At 61.3% G+C, this 15930-nt stretch carries 15 protein-coding genes; 10 read left to right on the top strand and 5 right to left on the bottom strand.

All coding sequences use genetic code 11. The features are described 5' to 3' along the window. Window positions 1-106: 106 nt before the first annotated feature. The 5 genes from rnd (at window position 107) to AERO9A_RS12115 (ending at window position 4439) form a co-directional block, all read left to right on the top strand. Window positions 107-1240, top strand: coding sequence for a ribonuclease D (rnd, locus tag AERO9A_RS12135; protein WP_159972196.1), 1134 nt, complete (start codon window positions 107-109; stop codon window positions 1238-1240). Then, entirely contained in the window at window positions 1237-1530 is a 294-nt protein-coding gene (locus tag AERO9A_RS12130; RefSeq protein ID WP_159972195.1) for a YcgL domain-containing protein, read from the top strand. Before rnd ends, AERO9A_RS12130 begins: the two co-directional genes overlap by 4 nt. A 3-nt stretch (window positions 1531-1533) precedes the next feature. Further along, window positions 1534-2466 carry a D-2-hydroxyacid dehydrogenase gene (locus AERO9A_RS12125; RefSeq protein WP_159972194.1) on the top strand — a complete coding sequence of 311 codons (933 nt, stop codon included), beginning with the start codon at window positions 1534-1536 and terminating at the stop codon, window positions 2464-2466. Between the two features lie 75 nt (window positions 2467-2541). After that, window positions 2542-2991: a YcgN family cysteine cluster protein gene (locus tag AERO9A_RS12120; protein ID WP_159972193.1), complete on the top strand. Its 450-nt coding sequence runs from the start codon at window positions 2542-2544 to the stop codon at window positions 2989-2991. A 215-nt stretch (window positions 2992-3206) separates the two neighbouring features. Continuing rightward, window positions 3207-4439, top strand: a complete 1233-nt coding sequence (locus tag AERO9A_RS12115) for a hypothetical protein (RefSeq protein ID WP_159972322.1) — start codon at window positions 3207-3209, stop codon at window positions 4437-4439. 187 nt (window positions 4440-4626) lie between these two features. On the opposite strand, the gene AERO9A_RS12110 is transcribed toward AERO9A_RS12115, so the two are convergent. The 3 genes from AERO9A_RS12110 to AERO9A_RS12100 form a co-directional block, all read right to left on the bottom strand. Beyond that, the gene (locus tag AERO9A_RS12110) at window positions 4627-4992 is read right to left on the bottom strand and encodes a YajD family HNH nuclease (RefSeq protein WP_159972192.1); all 366 of its coding nucleotides are present in this window, start codon (window positions 4990-4992) and stop codon (window positions 4627-4629) included. A gap of 376 nt (window positions 4993-5368) precedes the next feature. Further along, window positions 5369-6991, bottom strand: a complete 1623-nt coding sequence (locus AERO9A_RS12105) for a methyl-accepting chemotaxis protein (RefSeq protein ID WP_159972191.1) — start codon at window positions 6989-6991, stop codon at window positions 5369-5371. 82 nt (window positions 6992-7073) lie between these two features. Further along, window positions 7074-9116: a S9 family peptidase gene (locus tag AERO9A_RS12100; protein ID WP_159972190.1), complete on the bottom strand. Its 2043-nt coding sequence runs from the start codon at window positions 9114-9116 to the stop codon at window positions 7074-7076. An 89-nt stretch (window positions 9117-9205) separates the two neighbouring features. Here AERO9A_RS12100 and AERO9A_RS12095 point away from each other — a divergent pair, with 89 nt between their 5' ends. From AERO9A_RS12095 to AERO9A_RS12080, 4 genes are all read left to right on the top strand, one after another. Next, a complete protein-coding gene (locus AERO9A_RS12095) occupies window positions 9206-9682 on the top strand; it encodes an MFS transporter (RefSeq protein ID WP_159972189.1) in 477 nt (158 codons plus the stop codon). 245 nt (window positions 9683-9927) lie between these two features. After that, window positions 9928-10701: a class II glutamine amidotransferase gene (locus AERO9A_RS12090; protein WP_159972188.1), complete on the top strand. Its 774-nt coding sequence runs from the start codon at window positions 9928-9930 to the stop codon at window positions 10699-10701. A 34-nt stretch (window positions 10702-10735) separates the two neighbouring features. Beyond that, a complete protein-coding gene (locus AERO9A_RS12085; RefSeq protein WP_159972187.1) occupies window positions 10736-11260 on the top strand; it encodes a DUF2937 family protein in 525 nt (174 codons plus the stop codon). A gap of 139 nt (window positions 11261-11399) precedes the next feature. Next, window positions 11400-12464 (top strand): DUF2167 domain-containing protein, encoded by a 1065-nt coding sequence (locus AERO9A_RS12080; protein ID WP_159972186.1) that lies wholly within the window; start codon window positions 11400-11402, stop codon window positions 12462-12464. Window positions 12465-12584: 120 nt separating this feature from the next. Here the strand turns inward: AERO9A_RS12080 and AERO9A_RS12075 are convergent, their stop codons facing one another. Continuing rightward, a complete protein-coding gene (locus AERO9A_RS12075) occupies window positions 12585-13763 on the bottom strand; it encodes a VWA domain-containing protein (protein WP_159972185.1) in 1179 nt (392 codons plus the stop codon). 130 nt (window positions 13764-13893) lie between these two features. Then, window positions 13894-14739, bottom strand: a complete 846-nt coding sequence (locus tag AERO9A_RS12070) for a MoxR family ATPase (protein ID WP_159972184.1) — start codon at window positions 14737-14739, stop codon at window positions 13894-13896. Window positions 14740-14942: 203 nt separating this feature from the next. Here AERO9A_RS12070 and cysK point away from each other — a divergent pair, with 203 nt between their 5' ends. Then, window positions 14943-15914, top strand: a complete 972-nt coding sequence (gene cysK, locus AERO9A_RS12065; RefSeq protein ID WP_159972183.1) for a cysteine synthase A — start codon at window positions 14943-14945, stop codon at window positions 15912-15914. The last annotated feature ends 16 nt before the right edge of the window (window positions 15915-15930 follow it).

The raw sequence follows: 15930 nt of genomic DNA, 5'->3' as shown, positions 1-15930 counted from the left end.
GTGGTTCGTGGCACAGATTACACAGATCGCACCTGGCGTGGCAGCGCGCTGCCCGTCGAGCGACCAGGGCATATATACTGCGCGCCATTGTATAGGGGAGAGCCGCGTGGCCAACGACATTCACTGGATTCTCGACGATGCTTCACTGGCTGAGCATTGCGCCGTCTGGCAGACCTTGCCCTTCGTTGCGCTGGACACCGAGTTCATGCGCGTCGATACCTTCTATCCTATCGCGGGCTTGTTGCAGGTCAGTGGCGGTGATGGGGCTTACCTGATCGATCCGCTGCGCATCAATGACTGGACGCCGCTGGCGGCATTGCTCGAAGCGCAGAGCGTGGTGAAAGTGCTGCATTCGTGCAGCGAAGATCTGGAGGTTTTCCTTCGGCTGACTGGCAGTCTGCCCGCGCCGTTGTTCGATACGCAGGTCGCCGCCGGTTATCTCAACCTCGGCTTCTCCATGGGCTACTCGCGCTTGGTGCTGGCGCTGCTCGATATCGAGCTGCCCAAGGGCGAGACTCGCTCCGACTGGCTGCAGCGCCCGCTGTCCGAGCTACAGGTGCGCTACGCGGCCGAAGACGTGTCGCACCTGGTCGAGGTCTATCGTGCGCTGAGAGCCCGTCTGGCGCCGCAGAAAGTCGAGTGGATTCTTGAGGACGGGGCCGAGCTGGTGAGCAATCTGGGCCGTGAAATCGCTCCTGAAGAGGCCTGGCGTGAAGCGAAGCTGGCCTGGAAGCTGTCGCGCCAGCAGCAGGCTGTGCTGCGTGCTTTGTGCGCCTGGCGCGAACGCCAGGCTCGGGCACGCAACCAGCCCCGCAATCGTGTGCTACGTGAGCATTCGCTGTGGCCGCTGGCGCGCACTCAACCGGATAATTTGTCGGCGTTGGCGCGCATCGAAGACATGCATCCGAAGACCGTGCGCCAGGATGGCGAAACCCTGCTGGCGCTGATCCGTGAGGCCGCTGCACTGCCGCCCGAGCAATGGCCCCAAGCACTGCCGGATCCCTTGCCGGTGGAAGCCTCAGCTCTGCTGAAGAAACTGCGCGCCATTGGCCAGCGTGAAGGTGAGCGTCTGGACATCGTCCCCGAACTGATGCTGCGCAAGAAAAGCCTGGAAGCCCTGCTCAAAAGCGGCTACCCCAACGGCCCCTACCAATTACCCGATTCCCTGCGTGGCTGGCGCCGGGAGTTGATGGGCCAGGCACTGCTCGATTGCCTGGCCAGCGAAGGAGAATCCGCGTGAAACGCATCTGTTCCATTTACAAGAGCCCGCGCAAGAACGAGATGTACCTCTACGTGCTCAAGGCCGAGGCACTGACCCGCGTGCCCGAAGGGCTGTTGGCGGTGTTCGGTGCGCCTGTGCATGCCTTTGATCTGGTGCTCAGCCCGGAGCGGCAACTGGCTCGTGAGGACATCACTCAGGTACTGGAGAACCTCGACAAACAGGGCTACCACCTGCAGATGCCGCCGCCCGAGGATGAATACATTGAGCATCTGCCGGACGAGCTGCTGCGCCGCAACGACCCGGTCTGAGCCATGCGTTTACTGATTGCTGAGGCGGATCATGCTCATTACGCCGAGCGCATTCGTGCTACGCGTCCCGAGCTTGATCTGTTTGCCAGTGATGATCCCAAGCTGCTGGCGATAGCGGCGGCTGAGCGCCCGCTGTGGCTCGGTGAGCCGTCACTGTTGATGCCGCTGTTGCGCCAGGGCCTGCGTCCGCAGTGGCTGCAATCGACCTGGGCCGGTATCACGCCGCTGCTGGCCAACGATTTGCCGCGTGATTACCGCTTGAGCCGGGCGGTGGGCATCTTTGGTCAGGTGATGGCCGAATACGTGCTGGGCCACCTACTGGCTCACGAACGCCGTCTGTTTGAGCGCCAGCAGGCGCAGCGCGAGCAGCGCTGGGCACAGATGTTGCCGCGCAGCCTATCTGGGCGGCGGGTGCTGATCGTCGGTTGTGGTGATATCGGCCAGGCCGTAGCAGGCTTTCTCATGCCGTTCGGCGTGGAACTGCGCGGCGTTGCGAGCGAGGCGCGTGAGCAGGCACCGTTCGCCGAGGTTGCGGCTATGTCGGCGTTGCCACGCCTGGTGGGCTGGGCTGATTTCGTCATCAATCTGCTGCCTGATACGCCGAATACTCGTGATCTTTACGACGCCAGCCTGCTGGCGAGTTTTCGTCCCGAGGCGCTGCTGATCAACGCTGGGCGTGGCAACTCGGTGGTCGAGGCGGATCTGGTCGCTGCCCTGCAACAGGGTGCGCTGGCCGGGGCGGTGATCGATGTCTGCCGCCAGGAACCGTTGCCGGTGGGGCATCCGTTCTGGACGACGGAGAACCTGCTGTTGACTGGGCATAGTGCTGCGCCGACCGATCCGACCCTGATGGTTGGTTTGTTTCTCGACAATCTAGCGCGCTGGCAGGCTGCTGAGTCTTTGCGTGGCGAGGTCGATTTCGCCCGCGGTTACTGAGTCGGCGGCCCTTGGCCTGTGGCGGGACAGGGGCTAGACTGCCGCGCTTTGCTCGCCCGAATCCGTACGCTCGCCATGGCCACCTCCACCGAACCTTTCTGGAAACGCAAGACCCTCGCCCAGCTTGATGCAGGCGAGTGGGAGTCGCTGTGCGACGGCTGTGGCCTGTGCTGTCTGCAAAAGCTTGAGGATGAGGACGACGGCGCCGTCTATTACACGCGCATCGCCTGCAAACTGCTGGATCTACAAAACTGTCGCTGCAGTGACTATCCCAATCGCATCAAGCATGTGCCGGACTGTATCCAGCTCACCCCGGCGCAGGCCGACCAGTTCAAATGGTTGCCGCCGACCTGTGGTTATCGCCTGGTGAGCGAGGGTAAGGATTTGCCGCACTGGCATCACCTTGTCAGCGGCGACCCGGAGGCGGTGCATGCCGAGCGCATATCCCAGGCCGGTCGCATGCTCAGTGAGCACGATGTGGCCGAGGATGACTGGGAAGAGCATCTGATTTTTCGTGCGGGTTGATTAACAAGCTGTTGAAGAACTACCTCGGCTTTGGCTTCCTGCATCGCTCTACCTCCTGCACCCATGCAGTCGTGCGTTACCATTGCTGCGTTAAAAACAGGCTCGTGCGCGACACCGAGCGTTTTTCGCCTGTTTTTGCGGGGCCGCCTACGGAATTGGCTCGTGGTGCGGCTGTCCTATAGTCAAGTCCCTTCGTGCATCAGGAGTCCTGCATGCTGTCTCTGTCGCGTTTGCCGCTGTATTCGTCCCTGCTGTTGCTGAGCCTCAGCCTGCCGACTTGGGCGGCGACGAAAAAAGTCGATCTGGATTATCAGGTGCGCTTTTTACCTGAGAGTGATCAGGCCGAGGTCAGTATCACTCTGGAGAAGGGCGAGCATATTCGTAGTCTGGATTTCAACCTGGGCAAGCAGAGCCGTTACAGCGATTTCAAGGCTGATGGCCAGTGGTCAGAAGCGGATGGGCGCGGCAAATGGCAGCCAGGCAAGGGCAAGAGCACACTGAGCTACCGTGTGTTGATTGATCATGAGCGTAAACCTAGTCGTTATGACGCGCGTATGACCTCCGATTGGGCTTTGCTGCGCGGTGACGATCTGGTGCCGCCTGCGCAGCTCGACATGGCGGACAAGACCGACCTGGTGGCACGCCTGCAGTTTGAGTTGCCCAAGGGCTGGAAAAGCGTGGAAACCGGCTGGCCACGCATTGGCAAGAACCGTTTTCGCATCGATAACCCGCAGCGCAACTTCGATCGCCCAACCGGCTGGATGCTGGCCGGTAAGCTGGGCACGCGGCGCACACAACTCGGCGATACCGAAGTGGCGATCTCCGCACCGGTCGGTGAGGGCATGCGCCGCATGGACATCATGACATTCCTTACCTTCGTCTGGCCGCAATTGCAGCAGGTATTCCCGCGCGACCCCGACAAGCTGCTGATCGTCGGCGCTGGTGACCCGATGTGGCGCGGTGGCTTGTCTGCCTCCAACTCTTATTACATGCACAGTGATCGTCCGCTGGTCAGCGAAAATGGCACCAGCTCACTGGTGCACGAGCTGGTTCACGTGTTCGGGCGTATCTACGGGCGCGAGCGTAGCGACTGGATCGCCGAGGGGCTGGCTGAGTATTACTCCATCGAGTTGATGCGTCGTGCCGGAGGTGTCAGCGAGGAGCGCTACCAGAAAATCCGCGAGCAACTGATCGACTGGAGCAAGCCGGTTACCAGCCTGCGCACCAACAGCGCCAACGGGCCGGTGACCGCCCGTGCCGTGCTGTTGCTGCAGGAGCTGGATCGCGAGATTCGGCAGAAGACCAAGGACAAGGGCAACCTATCCCTGGATGACGTGACCCGTGGCCTGATGCGTCTGGATCGGGTCAGCACCAAGGATTTCATCGACATCACCGAGAATGTTCTCGGCGGCCCATCGAAGACCCTCGATACGCGCCTGCTGAAGTAGTGTGCGTATTGCTTCCGTAGGAGCGGCTTTTGCCGCGAATCGCGAATGAATTCGCTCCTACAAAAGCGTTGCCCCTGCGCCGAAGCTGTCTAGACGCACGGTCGGTAGGAGCGGATTTATCCGCGAAAAGTGCTGGCGCCGCGCCGGCAAGTATCGCGAATGAATTCGTTCCTACGGGTGATGGCTTTCAGCCTTGCTTATCTTCCGTCTTGCCCAGCAGCGCCGCCAACCCTGCCAGACCTTTGTGCGTGACCTTGCTGCCGGATCCGGCGCTGGCGGCTTCTTCCTTTTGATAATGCAGATCGACCTGGCGCTGGTGCTCGTTGTCGTGGCAGAACAGGCACAGCAGTTCCCAGTTGGAGCCGTCCTCCGGGTTGTTGTCGTGGTTGTGGTCGCGGTGGTGCACGGTCAGCTCGCTCAGGCGCTTACCGCTGAACTCACGGGCGCAACGGCCACAGATGTGCGGGTACATGCGCAGGGCTTTTTCGCGGTAGCTGGTTTCGCGGCGGTGCTGGGCTTCGGCGAGGATTTTGTCGAGTTTGCTGGTGGTCATGGGGCGATCTGCTTGAACATTCGAATGCTTGGGCTGCCAGAATAGAACGAAAGCCCTTCGTGCAGGAGGCCTGTCATGCTCTTTCGCGTATTCACTCTGTTGATTCTGCTCTGCGCAGCCCTGGCTCATGCGCAAGAACCCATGCGCCTGCCTGCGACGCCCGTACCAGGGTCACCGGGTACGGCCACACCACAGCCCTATGCTCAGCCCGTTGTCCCAGCGCCTACCCGACGCCAGGATTTACCGCCCTTGCAGCCACCATTGCCTGGGGCTGCAGTGCGGCCAGAGGTGGACAAGCCGATACCGCAGCTCGATCAGCAACTGCGCCGCAATAGCCAGGAGTTGAAGCGCTTGCCGGAGGCAAGATCGCGAAGCGCTACAGAGTGAAGCGCTGCACCACGCTTTGCAGGCGCTGTGTCATGCCTTGCAGACCATGGATAGCCTGAACGATGCCGCCTTGCGCGGCAGAGTTTTCCTCGACGATCTGCGCCACCTGCTCGACGTTCTGTGCGACCTGCTCGCTGGCGGCTCGCTGTTGTTGCAGGGCGGTAGCTATTCCGCCTATCGCGCTCAGAGAATCATCCAGAGCCTGGTGGATGTCGGCCATGGTGGCAGTGCTGCGCTCGGTCAAGTGCAACCCTGTATCGACCCGTGAGCAGGTGAGCTGCATGCTACTGCTGGCTTGCTGCACGCCACCTTGAATGGCCTCGATCAGGTTGACAATCTCGGTGGTCGATTGCGCTGTACGGCCAGCCAGACTGCGCACTTCATCGGCCACCACGGCAAAGCCTCGACCCTGCTCCCCGGCTCTGGCGGCTTCAATGGCGGCATTCAAAGCCAGCAGGTTGGTTTGTTCGGCAATACCGCGAATCACATTGACGATGGCGCTGATATTGCCCGACTGCGCCGCCAGTTCTTCGATATCCGTCGAGCAGCGTGCCACCAAGGCGGCAACCTGGCGAATTTCATCGATGGCCTGGGTGGTCACCTGCATGCCGTCGCCAGCTAGTGCTTGGGCGCGTTTGGCATGCTCATGGGTTTGCTGGGCCTGCTCGGCGATATGGTTGATGCTGACCGACAGTTGCTCCACGGCTGCGGCCATAGCCGAGGCGGTATCGCTTTGAGTGTTGGCGTTATTGAGTACCCGCTCGGAGGAGACTGCGAGCTGCTGCGTAGCAGACTCGATCTGCTCGGAGGCGTCACCGATATTGCCGACCACCTGATGCAGATTTTGGCGCATGGCCTGCACCGACTTCAGCACGCCGCTCTTGGGGGTAGGCAGATCCTGTGAGGCTTGCAGATGGCCATTGGCGATGCGCGCGCTGATGGCCTCCAACTCGGCGGGTTCAGCGCCCAGTTGGCGAGCGAGCAAGCGGCCGAAGTAAAGCGCATGCCCGATGCCGACCACTAGTGCCAGAAGCAGTAGGGCAATGATCTGCTGGAGGCTGTTTGAGTAGGTCGCTTCACCAAGTTGGTATTGGCGTTTGGCTTCCACCAGTTGCACCTCGATCAACTCGGAAAACTTGTTCGAGATTGGGTCGATCAGGGGGTAAAGTTCGGTTCTGGCGAATTGCTCGAGCGCATCTTTATCAGGCTGCTCCAGCCATTGCTGTAAACGCTGTATGGGGGCGTGAATGTTACGCATCATGGGCGTTATTTCATCGATCAGGCGCGTTTCTTCGGGGATAAGCACTGTGCCGAGGTAGTCTTTCCAGACCTTGTTGATGTCTTGCTGGGCCTGCTGAATTAGCTGCTGCGCGGCCTTGTATGTGAGCTCCCCGCTACGCGCCTTGTGGGTGGCATCGACAATGTTGACCGCGTAGAGGTCGGCGATGACCTTGAGATCGCGCAGTGGCACCACGCGGTCAAGGTAGACAGTTCGCAGGCCTTGCTCGCTGCTTTTCAGTGCCAGCAGGCCGAGCAGACCGACAACTAGCAGGGCGCACAGCAAGGTGCTTGCGAGTAACAGCAGGTGGGTGCGAATTTTCCACGTGTTCATGACGCGATATTCCTCTAGGCCGACGTTCACGATCCGTTGAATTGAGCCTAGAAGAGATTTGCCGCCATGACGGAACGGTGGGTCAATCCTTATTGATGCGCAGTGCCTTGAAGACGAAGGCATATTCCAGCGCCACGTCCTTGATGCCCTGATAGCGCCCGCTCATGCCGCCGTGACCGGCGCTGAGGTCGGTCTTGAGTAGCAGCAAATTCTCGTCAGTCTTGGTGGCACGGAGTTTGGCCACCCACTTGGCAGCTTCCCAGTACTGCACACGGCTGTCGTTGTAGCCAGCCACGGCGAGGATCGCGGGATACGCCTGAGCGCGTACATTCTCGTATGGGGCGTAGGCCTTGATGCGTGCATGAACCTCGGGCTGGTTCGGGTCGCCCCATTCGTCGTATTCGGTCACCGTCAGCGGCAAGTCCGGGTTGAGCATGGTGTTGAGTACGTCGACGAAAGGCACCTCGGCGATGGCCGCGGCGAACAGTTCCGGGCGCTGGTTGAGCACGGCGCCGATCAACAGGCCGCCGGCGCTGCCGCCACTGATGGCCAGTTGCGCGGGTTGAGTCAGGCCCTCGTTGATCAGGCATTCGGCGCAGGCGATGAAATCGCCGAAGGTGTTTTGTTTATGTTCCAGCTTGCCGCTGCGATACCAGGCTTCGCCCATCTCACCGCCGCCGCGTACATGGGCGATGGCGAAGATGAAGCCGCGCTCCAAGAGGCTCAGGCGGGCATGGGAGAACCAGGGGTCGAGGCTTTCGCCGTAGGCGCCGTAACCGTAGAGGTAGAGCGGGGCAGGCTGGCCTGCGGCGAACACGTCGCGGCGCGCCACCAGGCTGATGGGCACCTGCGTGCCATCGGCTGCCGTGGCCCAGAGGCGCCGGCTTTCGTAGGCCTCGGCGTCGAACGGGCCTTCTACCGGGGTTTGCTTGAGCACCTGCTGCGCGCCTGTGGCCAGCTCCAGTTGGCGAATTTGCGCCGGGCGGCTGAGCGCCTCGTAGCGTAGGCGAATGGCCGGGCTGTGAAACTCCAGGCTGTCCTGCACGTACAGGCTGTAGGCAGCATCCGGCAGTTGCACGCGATAGGCGGGGGCACCTTGCGGCAGCACTTCGAGAGTTGGCAGGCCGCCCTCGCGCAAGGCAAGGACGAGCGCGCGCTGGTTGAGTGTGGCGCCTTCGAGCATCACCTTGGGGTCGTGCGCGCGGATTTCGCGCCAGTGCGGGCGCTGTGGGCTGGCCTCGTCGGCGCGGTAGAGGGCGAAGTTGATGCCGCTCTGGTTGCTGCGGATCAGCCAGCTCCACTGGCCGTCGAGCATGCCGTGGTCGGCGTCGTACTCGTGGCCTTCCTCGCGCGCTGCCAGGCAGGTGAAGGCGGCTTCGGGTGTTGCGGCGTCCAGTACCCAGACTTCGCTGGTGGTCTTGCTGCCCAGTTGCAGGATCAACTGGCGCTCGGAGCTTGAGCGGTAGCAGTGCAGGAAGAAGCGCTCGTCGCTCTCCTCGAACACCACTTCGGCGTTCTGCGTGCCAAAGCGGTGACGGTAGAGCTTGTAGGGGCGATGGGTGTCGTCCAGTTCGGTGAAGAACAGGGTCTGGCTGTCGTTCGCCCAGGTCATGCTGCCGTCGCAGTCATCGAAAGGCAGCTCGCTGATCTGGCCGCTGGCCAGTTCCTTGACGAACAGGCGGTAGATCTCGTCGCCACTGGTGTCCAGGCTGTAGGCCAGGCGCTGCTGGTCGGGGCTGATGCTGAAGGCGCCCACCGCAAGAAAGCCGCCGTCTGCCAGGGCGTTGGGGTCGAGCAGCAGGGTTTCGCTGGCGGTATCGGGGGTCAGTGAACCGTCCGTCGGGCGACGGCAGCGATAATGCCGCGCATATTCGTCGCCGGCCGTGGTGCGTTGGTAGTAGAGGTAGTCGCCCCAAGGCGTGGGCAGTGACAGGTCGGTCTCGCGAATACGTCCTTTGATTTCCTCGAATAACGCTTCGCGCAGTGGCTGTTCTGCCGCGAGCTTGCTATCGAGGTAGGCGTTTTCCGCTTGCAGGTGGGCCAGCACTTCGTCGCTGTCGCGGTTCTCCAGCCAGCGATAAGGGTCATGACCGGCTAGCTGGCGGGCGAGGGGGGCAGAGGGCATGGTGAGCTCCAGAACGAAGGGGCGCCGCATTGGGCAAAAGCCGTTATCATAAGCGCCCCTTTGCCAGACCTGCCACGCCGACCCTGCTTATGATGAACGAAAACGACTACCTTCTGGCCTGGGCCGCCTATGGTTTCGCGGCACTGGGCTGCCTGCTGGTCTGGATGCGGATGACTCGCTGGATGTGGCGCTATGCCCGTGAGCCGTTGCGCGTGCTGGTGGCTGTCCTGTTGTTCAGCCCGACCATTGTTGACCCGGCGCGCGAGCTATTCGCCCCGGCCATCGCGATTACGGCTATGGATGTGCTGCTCAAAGTCGGTAACAACGCCTGGCGGGCGGTGGCCGATCTGACTCTCTACGGCCTGATTGCCTTTGCCGTGTACCTGGTTTTCGTTGCCATACGCTGGCCCATCGAGCGCTGGTGGCAGGGGCGCCATGCAGATGACGGCCATGCAGGGCAAGAAGATTCGCGCACCCTGCGTGAACGGATGGAAGATGACGATGATGAGCCGCTGTCGCGTGGATACGCCCGTGAGCACGGTGGTCGTTTGGAGCCGCGAATCTAACGCTGCGGCCCTTGCGCCTGTCTGGGCAGGCGCTCAGCATGGTGGCTGTGTGCCTACCACTGCTCGGCAACGCGCGTTGCTTCCATCGCCGACATAGGCGCGGCGAGTTCATCGTGTCATTAGACATCTTCTCCCATGCACACAGATAGGCGCTGATCGAGCCCGTGTCACCTTGGCTTGAGCATCCTGCGCCTGTGCATGAAACCTACTGCCTAAGCCTGATCCTGGGCGAGGAGAATTGAAGCATGTGCGAACTGCTCGGCATGAGCGCCAATATCCCCACGGATATCGTATTCAGCTTCACCGGGCTGATGCAGCGTGGCGGCCGCACGGGCCCGCATCGTGATGGTTGGGGCATCGGATTCTATGAAGGGCGCGGTTTACGTCTGTTTCAGGACCCGCGAGCGAGCAGTGAATCGGAGGTGGCGCAACTGGTGCAGCGCTATCCGATCAAGAGTGAGGTGGTGATTGGTCATATCCGTCAGGCCAACGTCGGTCAGGTCTGCCTGGCCAATACCCACCCGTTCAGCCGTGAGCTCTGGGGGCGCCATTGGTGCTTCGCGCATAATGGCCAGTTGGCCGGGCTGGCGGGGGCTACCAGCTTCTATCGGCCTGTGGGCGACACTGATAGCGAGGCGGCCTTTTGCGACCTGCTCAATCGTGTACGCCGGGCCTTTCCCGAGCCGGTAGGGGTTGAGGTGCTGTTGCCGGTGCTGGTGGCTGCCTGTGCCAGTTACCGCCAGCTCGGCGTGTTCAATTGCCTGCTCAGCGATGGCGACTGGTTGTTCAGCTTCTGCTCCAGCAAACTGGCGCACATCACCCGTCGTGCTCCTTTTGGCCCGGCGCAGCTAAAGGACGCTGATCTGAAGGTGGATTTCCAGGCGGAAACCACGCCCAACGATGTGGTCACGGTGATCGCGACCGAGCCTTTAACGGATAACGAACAATGGTCGCTCTACCAGCCGGGTGAGTGGCGGCTATGGCGCCGTGGCGAATGTATTGCCGATGGCAAGGCCTGATCGATAGCGGGTAGAAATTCCTCGGGAGGGAAGAATGTTCAGAAGTTACCTGCGTCTGGTGTTATTCGCGGTGGGGCTGCTAGCCGGGGTTCAGGTGCCCGGTTTCATCGACGACTACGCCAAGCGTGTCGAGGCGCACCGCTCGGAATCGCAGCAGAGCCTGCAGGGCTTCCGTGACACGGCGCAGCGTTTCTTCAAGGGCGATCTGGATGCACTGGTGGCGCACTACCGCGTCAGCAATGACCCGGTGATGCAGAGTGATGCACGTAGTGTCGGCAATCTGGTGCAACGCGCGGCCTTGCTCGACGAAGAGTGGCAAGCCATGCAAGGGGCCTGGTACGCGCAGGCCTGGCACCTGGCCACGGGCGCCGACGCGGATTTGTTCAAAGAGACCCTCGACGCCTATCGCTATCAGGTGTTGCTCACTCCCGAGGCCATTGCTTGGGGCGTGATCAGCGCGCTGCTGCTGGCTTGGTGCGTGGAACTGCTGACGCTGGCCATCGGCTGGGTACTCGGTGCCGGGCAGACCCGGCGCACGCAGCAGCGGCACTGGCGTTGAGCGTAAACACGCGACAGGGCTCGTAACGCTGCGTGTGTTGGCAGGCTGCAAAAAGTTGCGCTGGTTCGCCTGTCAGCAAACAGCGGCGTGGTAATGTAATGCTTCGTTACATTTACCCACCCGCTGTTATGGAGTTTCTATGTCGATCAAGGATTCGATCCTGGCTGCCGCATTGGCTGCCTTCCTCCCCTTATTTTCTGTTGCTCAGGCTGGCGAGGCACCTGCTGATCAGCGCGAGGCTGCCGAAGAGCGTGCCTCGGTTGACGAGGCGGCTCAGGGCATCAGCGCCGAGGCTTTCGTCGCCAGCCTGAATTTCCAGCATGGCCGCATCGTGCTGGGTAATGACTTAGCGACCCTTAATCTGCCTGAGTCGCTGGTTTTCCTCGATAGTGAGAACACCCAGCGCCTGCTGGTCGACGGTTGGGGTAATCCGCCTGATGACGTACCGCCGTTGGGGATGATCCTGCCGGCTGGTATTTCACCATTGGCGCAAGAGTCCTGGGGCGTGACGGTCGAGTACGAGAACAGCGGTTACGTCTCCGATGAGGATGCTGCCGATATCGACTATGGCGACATGCTCAAGGATATGCAGGCCGATATGGGCGAGGCCAACACCTGGCGAGAGGAGAACGGCTACGAGCCGGTCGAGCTGGTTGGCTGGGCTGCCGAGCCGCGTTACGACGCTGAAGGCAAGAAACTCTACTGGGCCAAGGAACTGAAGTTCGGCGACAGTGATGCCAACACCCTCAACTACAACATCCGCGTGCTGGGCCGTAAGGGCGTGTTGGTGCTGAACTTCGTCGCCAACATGGATCAATTGCCGGAGATTGAGGCCAATGTTCCGGCTGTACTGGCAGCTACCGAGTTCAATCCGGGCCAGCGCTATGCCGAGTTCAACCCGGATCTGGACACCGTGGCTGCATACGGCCTGGGCGCTCTGGTGGCGGGTAAGGTGGCGGCCAAGACCGGTCTGCTGGCCATGCTGCTGGTGTTGTTGAAGAAGTTCTGGATCGTTCCTGTGTTGCTGTTCGGCTGGCTGGGCAAGCGCCTGGGCCTGCGTAAGAAGGACGATGTGAGCGAAGAGGCCAGTACCCCGGCTGCGCCTGTAGCAGCGGCTGCCGAGAGCAAGTCGGAAGAACCGGTGCATGCGTCTGCGCAGACCGTGATGGATCTGAACAAGCCGGACGACGCCGACAAGCGTTGAGTTCGTGCGTGTAGCCCGGATGCAATCCGGGGGAAGCTCGAGATTTCCCGGATTGCATCCGGGCTACAAAAACGCCGCGAATCCTTGATAGGATTCGCGGCGTTTTTGTTTTAGGTGGGCTTACTTGGACAGGTACTTCATGCCGTCTTCCAGGCCCTGCAGGGTCAGCGGGTACATGCGATCTTCGATCAGCTCGCGTACCAGGCCGGTGGAGGCGGTGTAGTTCCAGGTGTCTTTGGGGTAGGGGTTGATCCAGATGACCTTCTTGAACTTCTCGGTGAAGCGCTTCATCCAGACGTAGCCGGCTTCCTCGTTCCAGTGCTCGACGCTGCCGCCAGCCTGGGTGATCTCATAGGGCGCCATGGCCGCGTCGCCGACGAACACCACCTTGTAGTCGGCGCCGTACTTGTGCAGCAGATCCAGCGTCGAGGTGCGTTCGCTCATGCGGCGCAGGTTGTTCTTCCACACGCTCTCGTAGATGAAGTTGTGGAAGTAGAAATACTCCAGGTGCTTGAACTCGGTCTTGCAGGCCGAGAACAGTTCCTCGCACACCTTGACGTGAGCGTCCATCGAACCGCCGATATCCAGCAGCAGCAGGAGCTTGACCGTGTTGCGCCGCTCCGGGCGCATCTGGATATTGAGCAGGCCGCCGTCCTTCGCGGTGTGGTCGATGGTGCCGTCCAGATCCAGCTCTTCGGCCGCCCCCTGGCGGGCGAACTTACGCAGGCGGCGCAGCGCCACCTTGATGTTGCGCGTGCCCAGCTCGACCTGATCGTCGAGGTTCTTGTACTCGCGCTGATCCCACACCTTGACGGCCTTGCCCTGGCGCTTGCCGGCATCGCCGACGCGAATGCCTTCCGGGTTGAAGCCGCCGGAGCCGAACGGGCTGGTGCCGCCGGTGCCGATCCACTTGTTGCCGCCGGCGTGCTTGTCCTTCTGCTCTTCGAGGCGTTTCTTGAACTCCTCGATCAGCTTGTCCAGGCCGCCGAGGCTCTGGATCTGCGCTTTTTCCTCGTCGCTCAGCAGGCGCTCGAATTCCTTGCGCAGCCACTCCTCGGGGATCATTGCCTCGATGTGCTGGTTGAGGTTCTGCAGGCCATTGAAGTAGGCGCCGAAGGCACGATCGAACTTGTCGAAGTGGCGTTCGTCTTTAACCAAAATCGCGCGCGCCAGGTAATAGAACTCGTCCATGTCGGCGAACACGACGTTGTGCTTGAGCGCGTTGATCAGGTCGAGCAGCTCACGCACTGACACCGGCACCTTGGCCGCGCGCATTTCGTTGAACAGGTTGAGCAGCATTTATCTGTGCCCTCGGAATTATCCGTTGATGCCGCCGGCATCATGCTTGCCAGCCTGGCGGCTGGTTGGTGGGTTACGCTTCGCTAACCCACCCTACAAAGGCGCTGGCCGACGCGCAGCCGCCCGATGTTTACCGCGACGCGCGGCGGGTCATGAAGGCCAGGCGTTCGAGTAGCTGTACGTCTTGCTCGTTCTTCACCAGCGCACCGGCCAGCGGCGGGATGGCCTTGGTCGGATCGCGCTCGCGCAGCACCGCTTCGCCGATGTTGTCGGCCATCAGCAGCTTGAGCCAGTCCACCAGCTCACTGGTCGAGGGCTTCTTCTTCAGGCCCGGCACCTTGCGCACGTCGAAGAACACGTCCAGTGCCTCGGCCACCAGCTCGCCGCTGATGTTCGGGTAGTGCACGTCGACGATCTTCTTCAGCGTGTCGCGATCGGGGAAGGCGATGTAGTGGAAGAAGCAGCGGCGCAGGAAGGCGTCCGGCAGTTCCTTCTCGTTGTTCGAGGTGATGATGATGATGGGGCGCTGCTTGGCCTTGATCGTCTCGTCGGTCTCGTAAACGTAGAACTCCATCTTGTCGAGTTCCTGCAACAGGTCGTTGGGGAACTCGATGTCGGCCTTGTCGATCTCGTCGATCAAGAGAATCACGCGCTCCTCGGACTCGAACGCCTCCCACAGCTTGCCTTTCTTGATGTAGTTGCGAACGTCGTGAACCTTGTCGGAGTCGAGCTGCGAGTCGCGCAGACGGCTGACCGCATCGTATTCGTAGAGGCCCTGGTGCGCCTTGGTGGTGGACTTGATGTGCCAGGTGATCAGGCGGGCGCCGAAGGCCTCGGCCAGTTGCTCGGCGAGCATGGTCTTGCCGGTGCCCGGCTCGCCTTTGACCAGCAGCGGGCGCTGCAGGGTGATGGCGGCGTTGACCGCGAGCTTGAGGTCGTCGGTGGCGACGTAAGACTGGGTGCCTTCAAACTTCATCGGAAAATCCTCGGAGCGATAGCGCGGGTGGCCCGCAGCAAAAAATCAAAGCGCGACTATAACGCGCGGCTTTGGTGGCTGTGAACGCAGAAGCACTATTCAGTCACTGAATGGCGAATCGCCTGGCTTTCGGTCTATTGGCTGGACGACGCGGGGGCGCGGGCATAGGCTTGGGGCTTTTCCTGCCCGCAAGGACTTCCATCATGAGTCGTATCTTCGCAGACAACGCCCAGGCCATCGGCAACACGCCGTTGGTGATGATCAACCGCCTGGGCCCGAAAGGCGTGACCATTCTGGCCAAGATCGAAGGCCGCAATCCGGCCTACTCGGTCAAGTGCCGTATTGGCGCCAGCATGATCTGGGATGCCGAAGAGCGTGGCGTGCTCAAGCCGGGCATGACCATCGTTGAGCCTACTTCCGGCAATACCGGCATTGGTCTGGCGTTCGTTGCTGCCGCGCGCAGCTATAAACTGGTGCTGACCATGCCTGCTTCGATGAGCCTGGAGCGGCGCAAGGTACTCAAGGCCCTTGGCGCCGAGCTGGTGCTGACCGAGCCGGCCAAGGGGATGAAGGGCGCCATCGAGAAAGCCCATGAGCTGGTGGCTGCCAACCCAAACTATTTCCTGCCGCAGCAGTTCGAGAACCCGGCCAACCCGGCCATTCATGAAAAAACCACTGGCCCGGAAATCTGGCGTGACACCGATGGCGCCATTGATGTGCTGGTGGCAGGGGTTGGCACTGGCGGCACCATCACTGGGGTTTCGCGCTACATCAAGCAGACTCAGGGCAAGCCAATTCTGTCGGTGGCGGTGGAGCCGGTGGGCTCGCCAGTGATCAGTCAAACCCTGGCCGGTGACGAGGTCAAACCGGCGCCGCACAAGATTCAGGGTATCGGCGCGGGTTTCGTGCCGAAGAACCTCGATTTGGCCATGGTCGACCGGGTCGAACAGGTCAATGACGACGACGCCAAATCCATGGCCCTGCGCCTGATGCGCGAAGAGGGCATCCTTTGCGGCATTTCCTGCGGCGCGGCGATGATGGCAGCGGTGCGTCTGGCCGAGCGGCCGGAGATGCAGGGCAAGACCATCGTGGTGATCCTGCCGGATTCCGGCGAACGCTACCTGTCGAGCATGCTGTTTAGCGATATGTTCACTGAACAGGAACTGCAGCAATAAAGCTGCGGCAGGCCAT

The organism is Pseudomonas sp. 8Z (genome assembly GCF_902506535.1).
GTDB lineage: Bacteria > Pseudomonadota > Gammaproteobacteria > Pseudomonadales > Pseudomonadaceae > Aquipseudomonas.
Note: the sequence above shows the minus strand (reverse complement) of the source record. Positions and strands in the feature narration are given on the sequence as shown.

Coding starts and splice junctions, on each gene's coding strand:
- AERO9A_RS12070 (WP_159972184.1), bottom strand. CDS start 14,739: ATGAAGTTTGAAGGCACCCAGTCTTACGTCGCCACCGACGACCTCAAG.
- AERO9A_RS12125 (WP_159972194.1), top strand. CDS start 1,534: ATGCGTTTACTGATTGCTGAGGCGGATCATGCTCATTACGCCGAGCGC.
- AERO9A_RS12100 (WP_159972190.1), bottom strand. CDS start 9,116: ATGCCCTCTGCCCCCCTCGCCCGCCAGCTAGCCGGTCATGACCCTTAT.
- cysK (WP_159972183.1), top strand. CDS start 14,943: ATGAGTCGTATCTTCGCAGACAACGCCCAGGCCATCGGCAACACGCCG.
- AERO9A_RS12090 (WP_159972188.1), top strand. CDS start 9,928: ATGTGCGAACTGCTCGGCATGAGCGCCAATATCCCCACGGATATCGTA.
- AERO9A_RS12110 (WP_159972192.1), bottom strand. CDS start 4,992: ATGACCACCAGCAAACTCGACAAAATCCTCGCCGAAGCCCAGCACCGC.
- AERO9A_RS12095 (WP_159972189.1), top strand. CDS start 9,206: ATGATGAACGAAAACGACTACCTTCTGGCCTGGGCCGCCTATGGTTTC.
- AERO9A_RS12120 (WP_159972193.1), top strand. CDS start 2,542: ATGGCCACCTCCACCGAACCTTTCTGGAAACGCAAGACCCTCGCCCAG.
- AERO9A_RS12085 (WP_159972187.1), top strand. CDS start 10,736: ATGTTCAGAAGTTACCTGCGTCTGGTGTTATTCGCGGTGGGGCTGCTA.
- AERO9A_RS12105 (WP_159972191.1), bottom strand. CDS start 6,991: ATGAACACGTGGAAAATTCGCACCCACCTGCTGTTACTCGCAAGCACC.
- AERO9A_RS12075 (WP_159972185.1), bottom strand. CDS start 13,763: ATGCTGCTCAACCTGTTCAACGAAATGCGCGCGGCCAAGGTGCCGGTG.
- AERO9A_RS12080 (WP_159972186.1), top strand. CDS start 11,400: ATGTCGATCAAGGATTCGATCCTGGCTGCCGCATTGGCTGCCTTCCTC.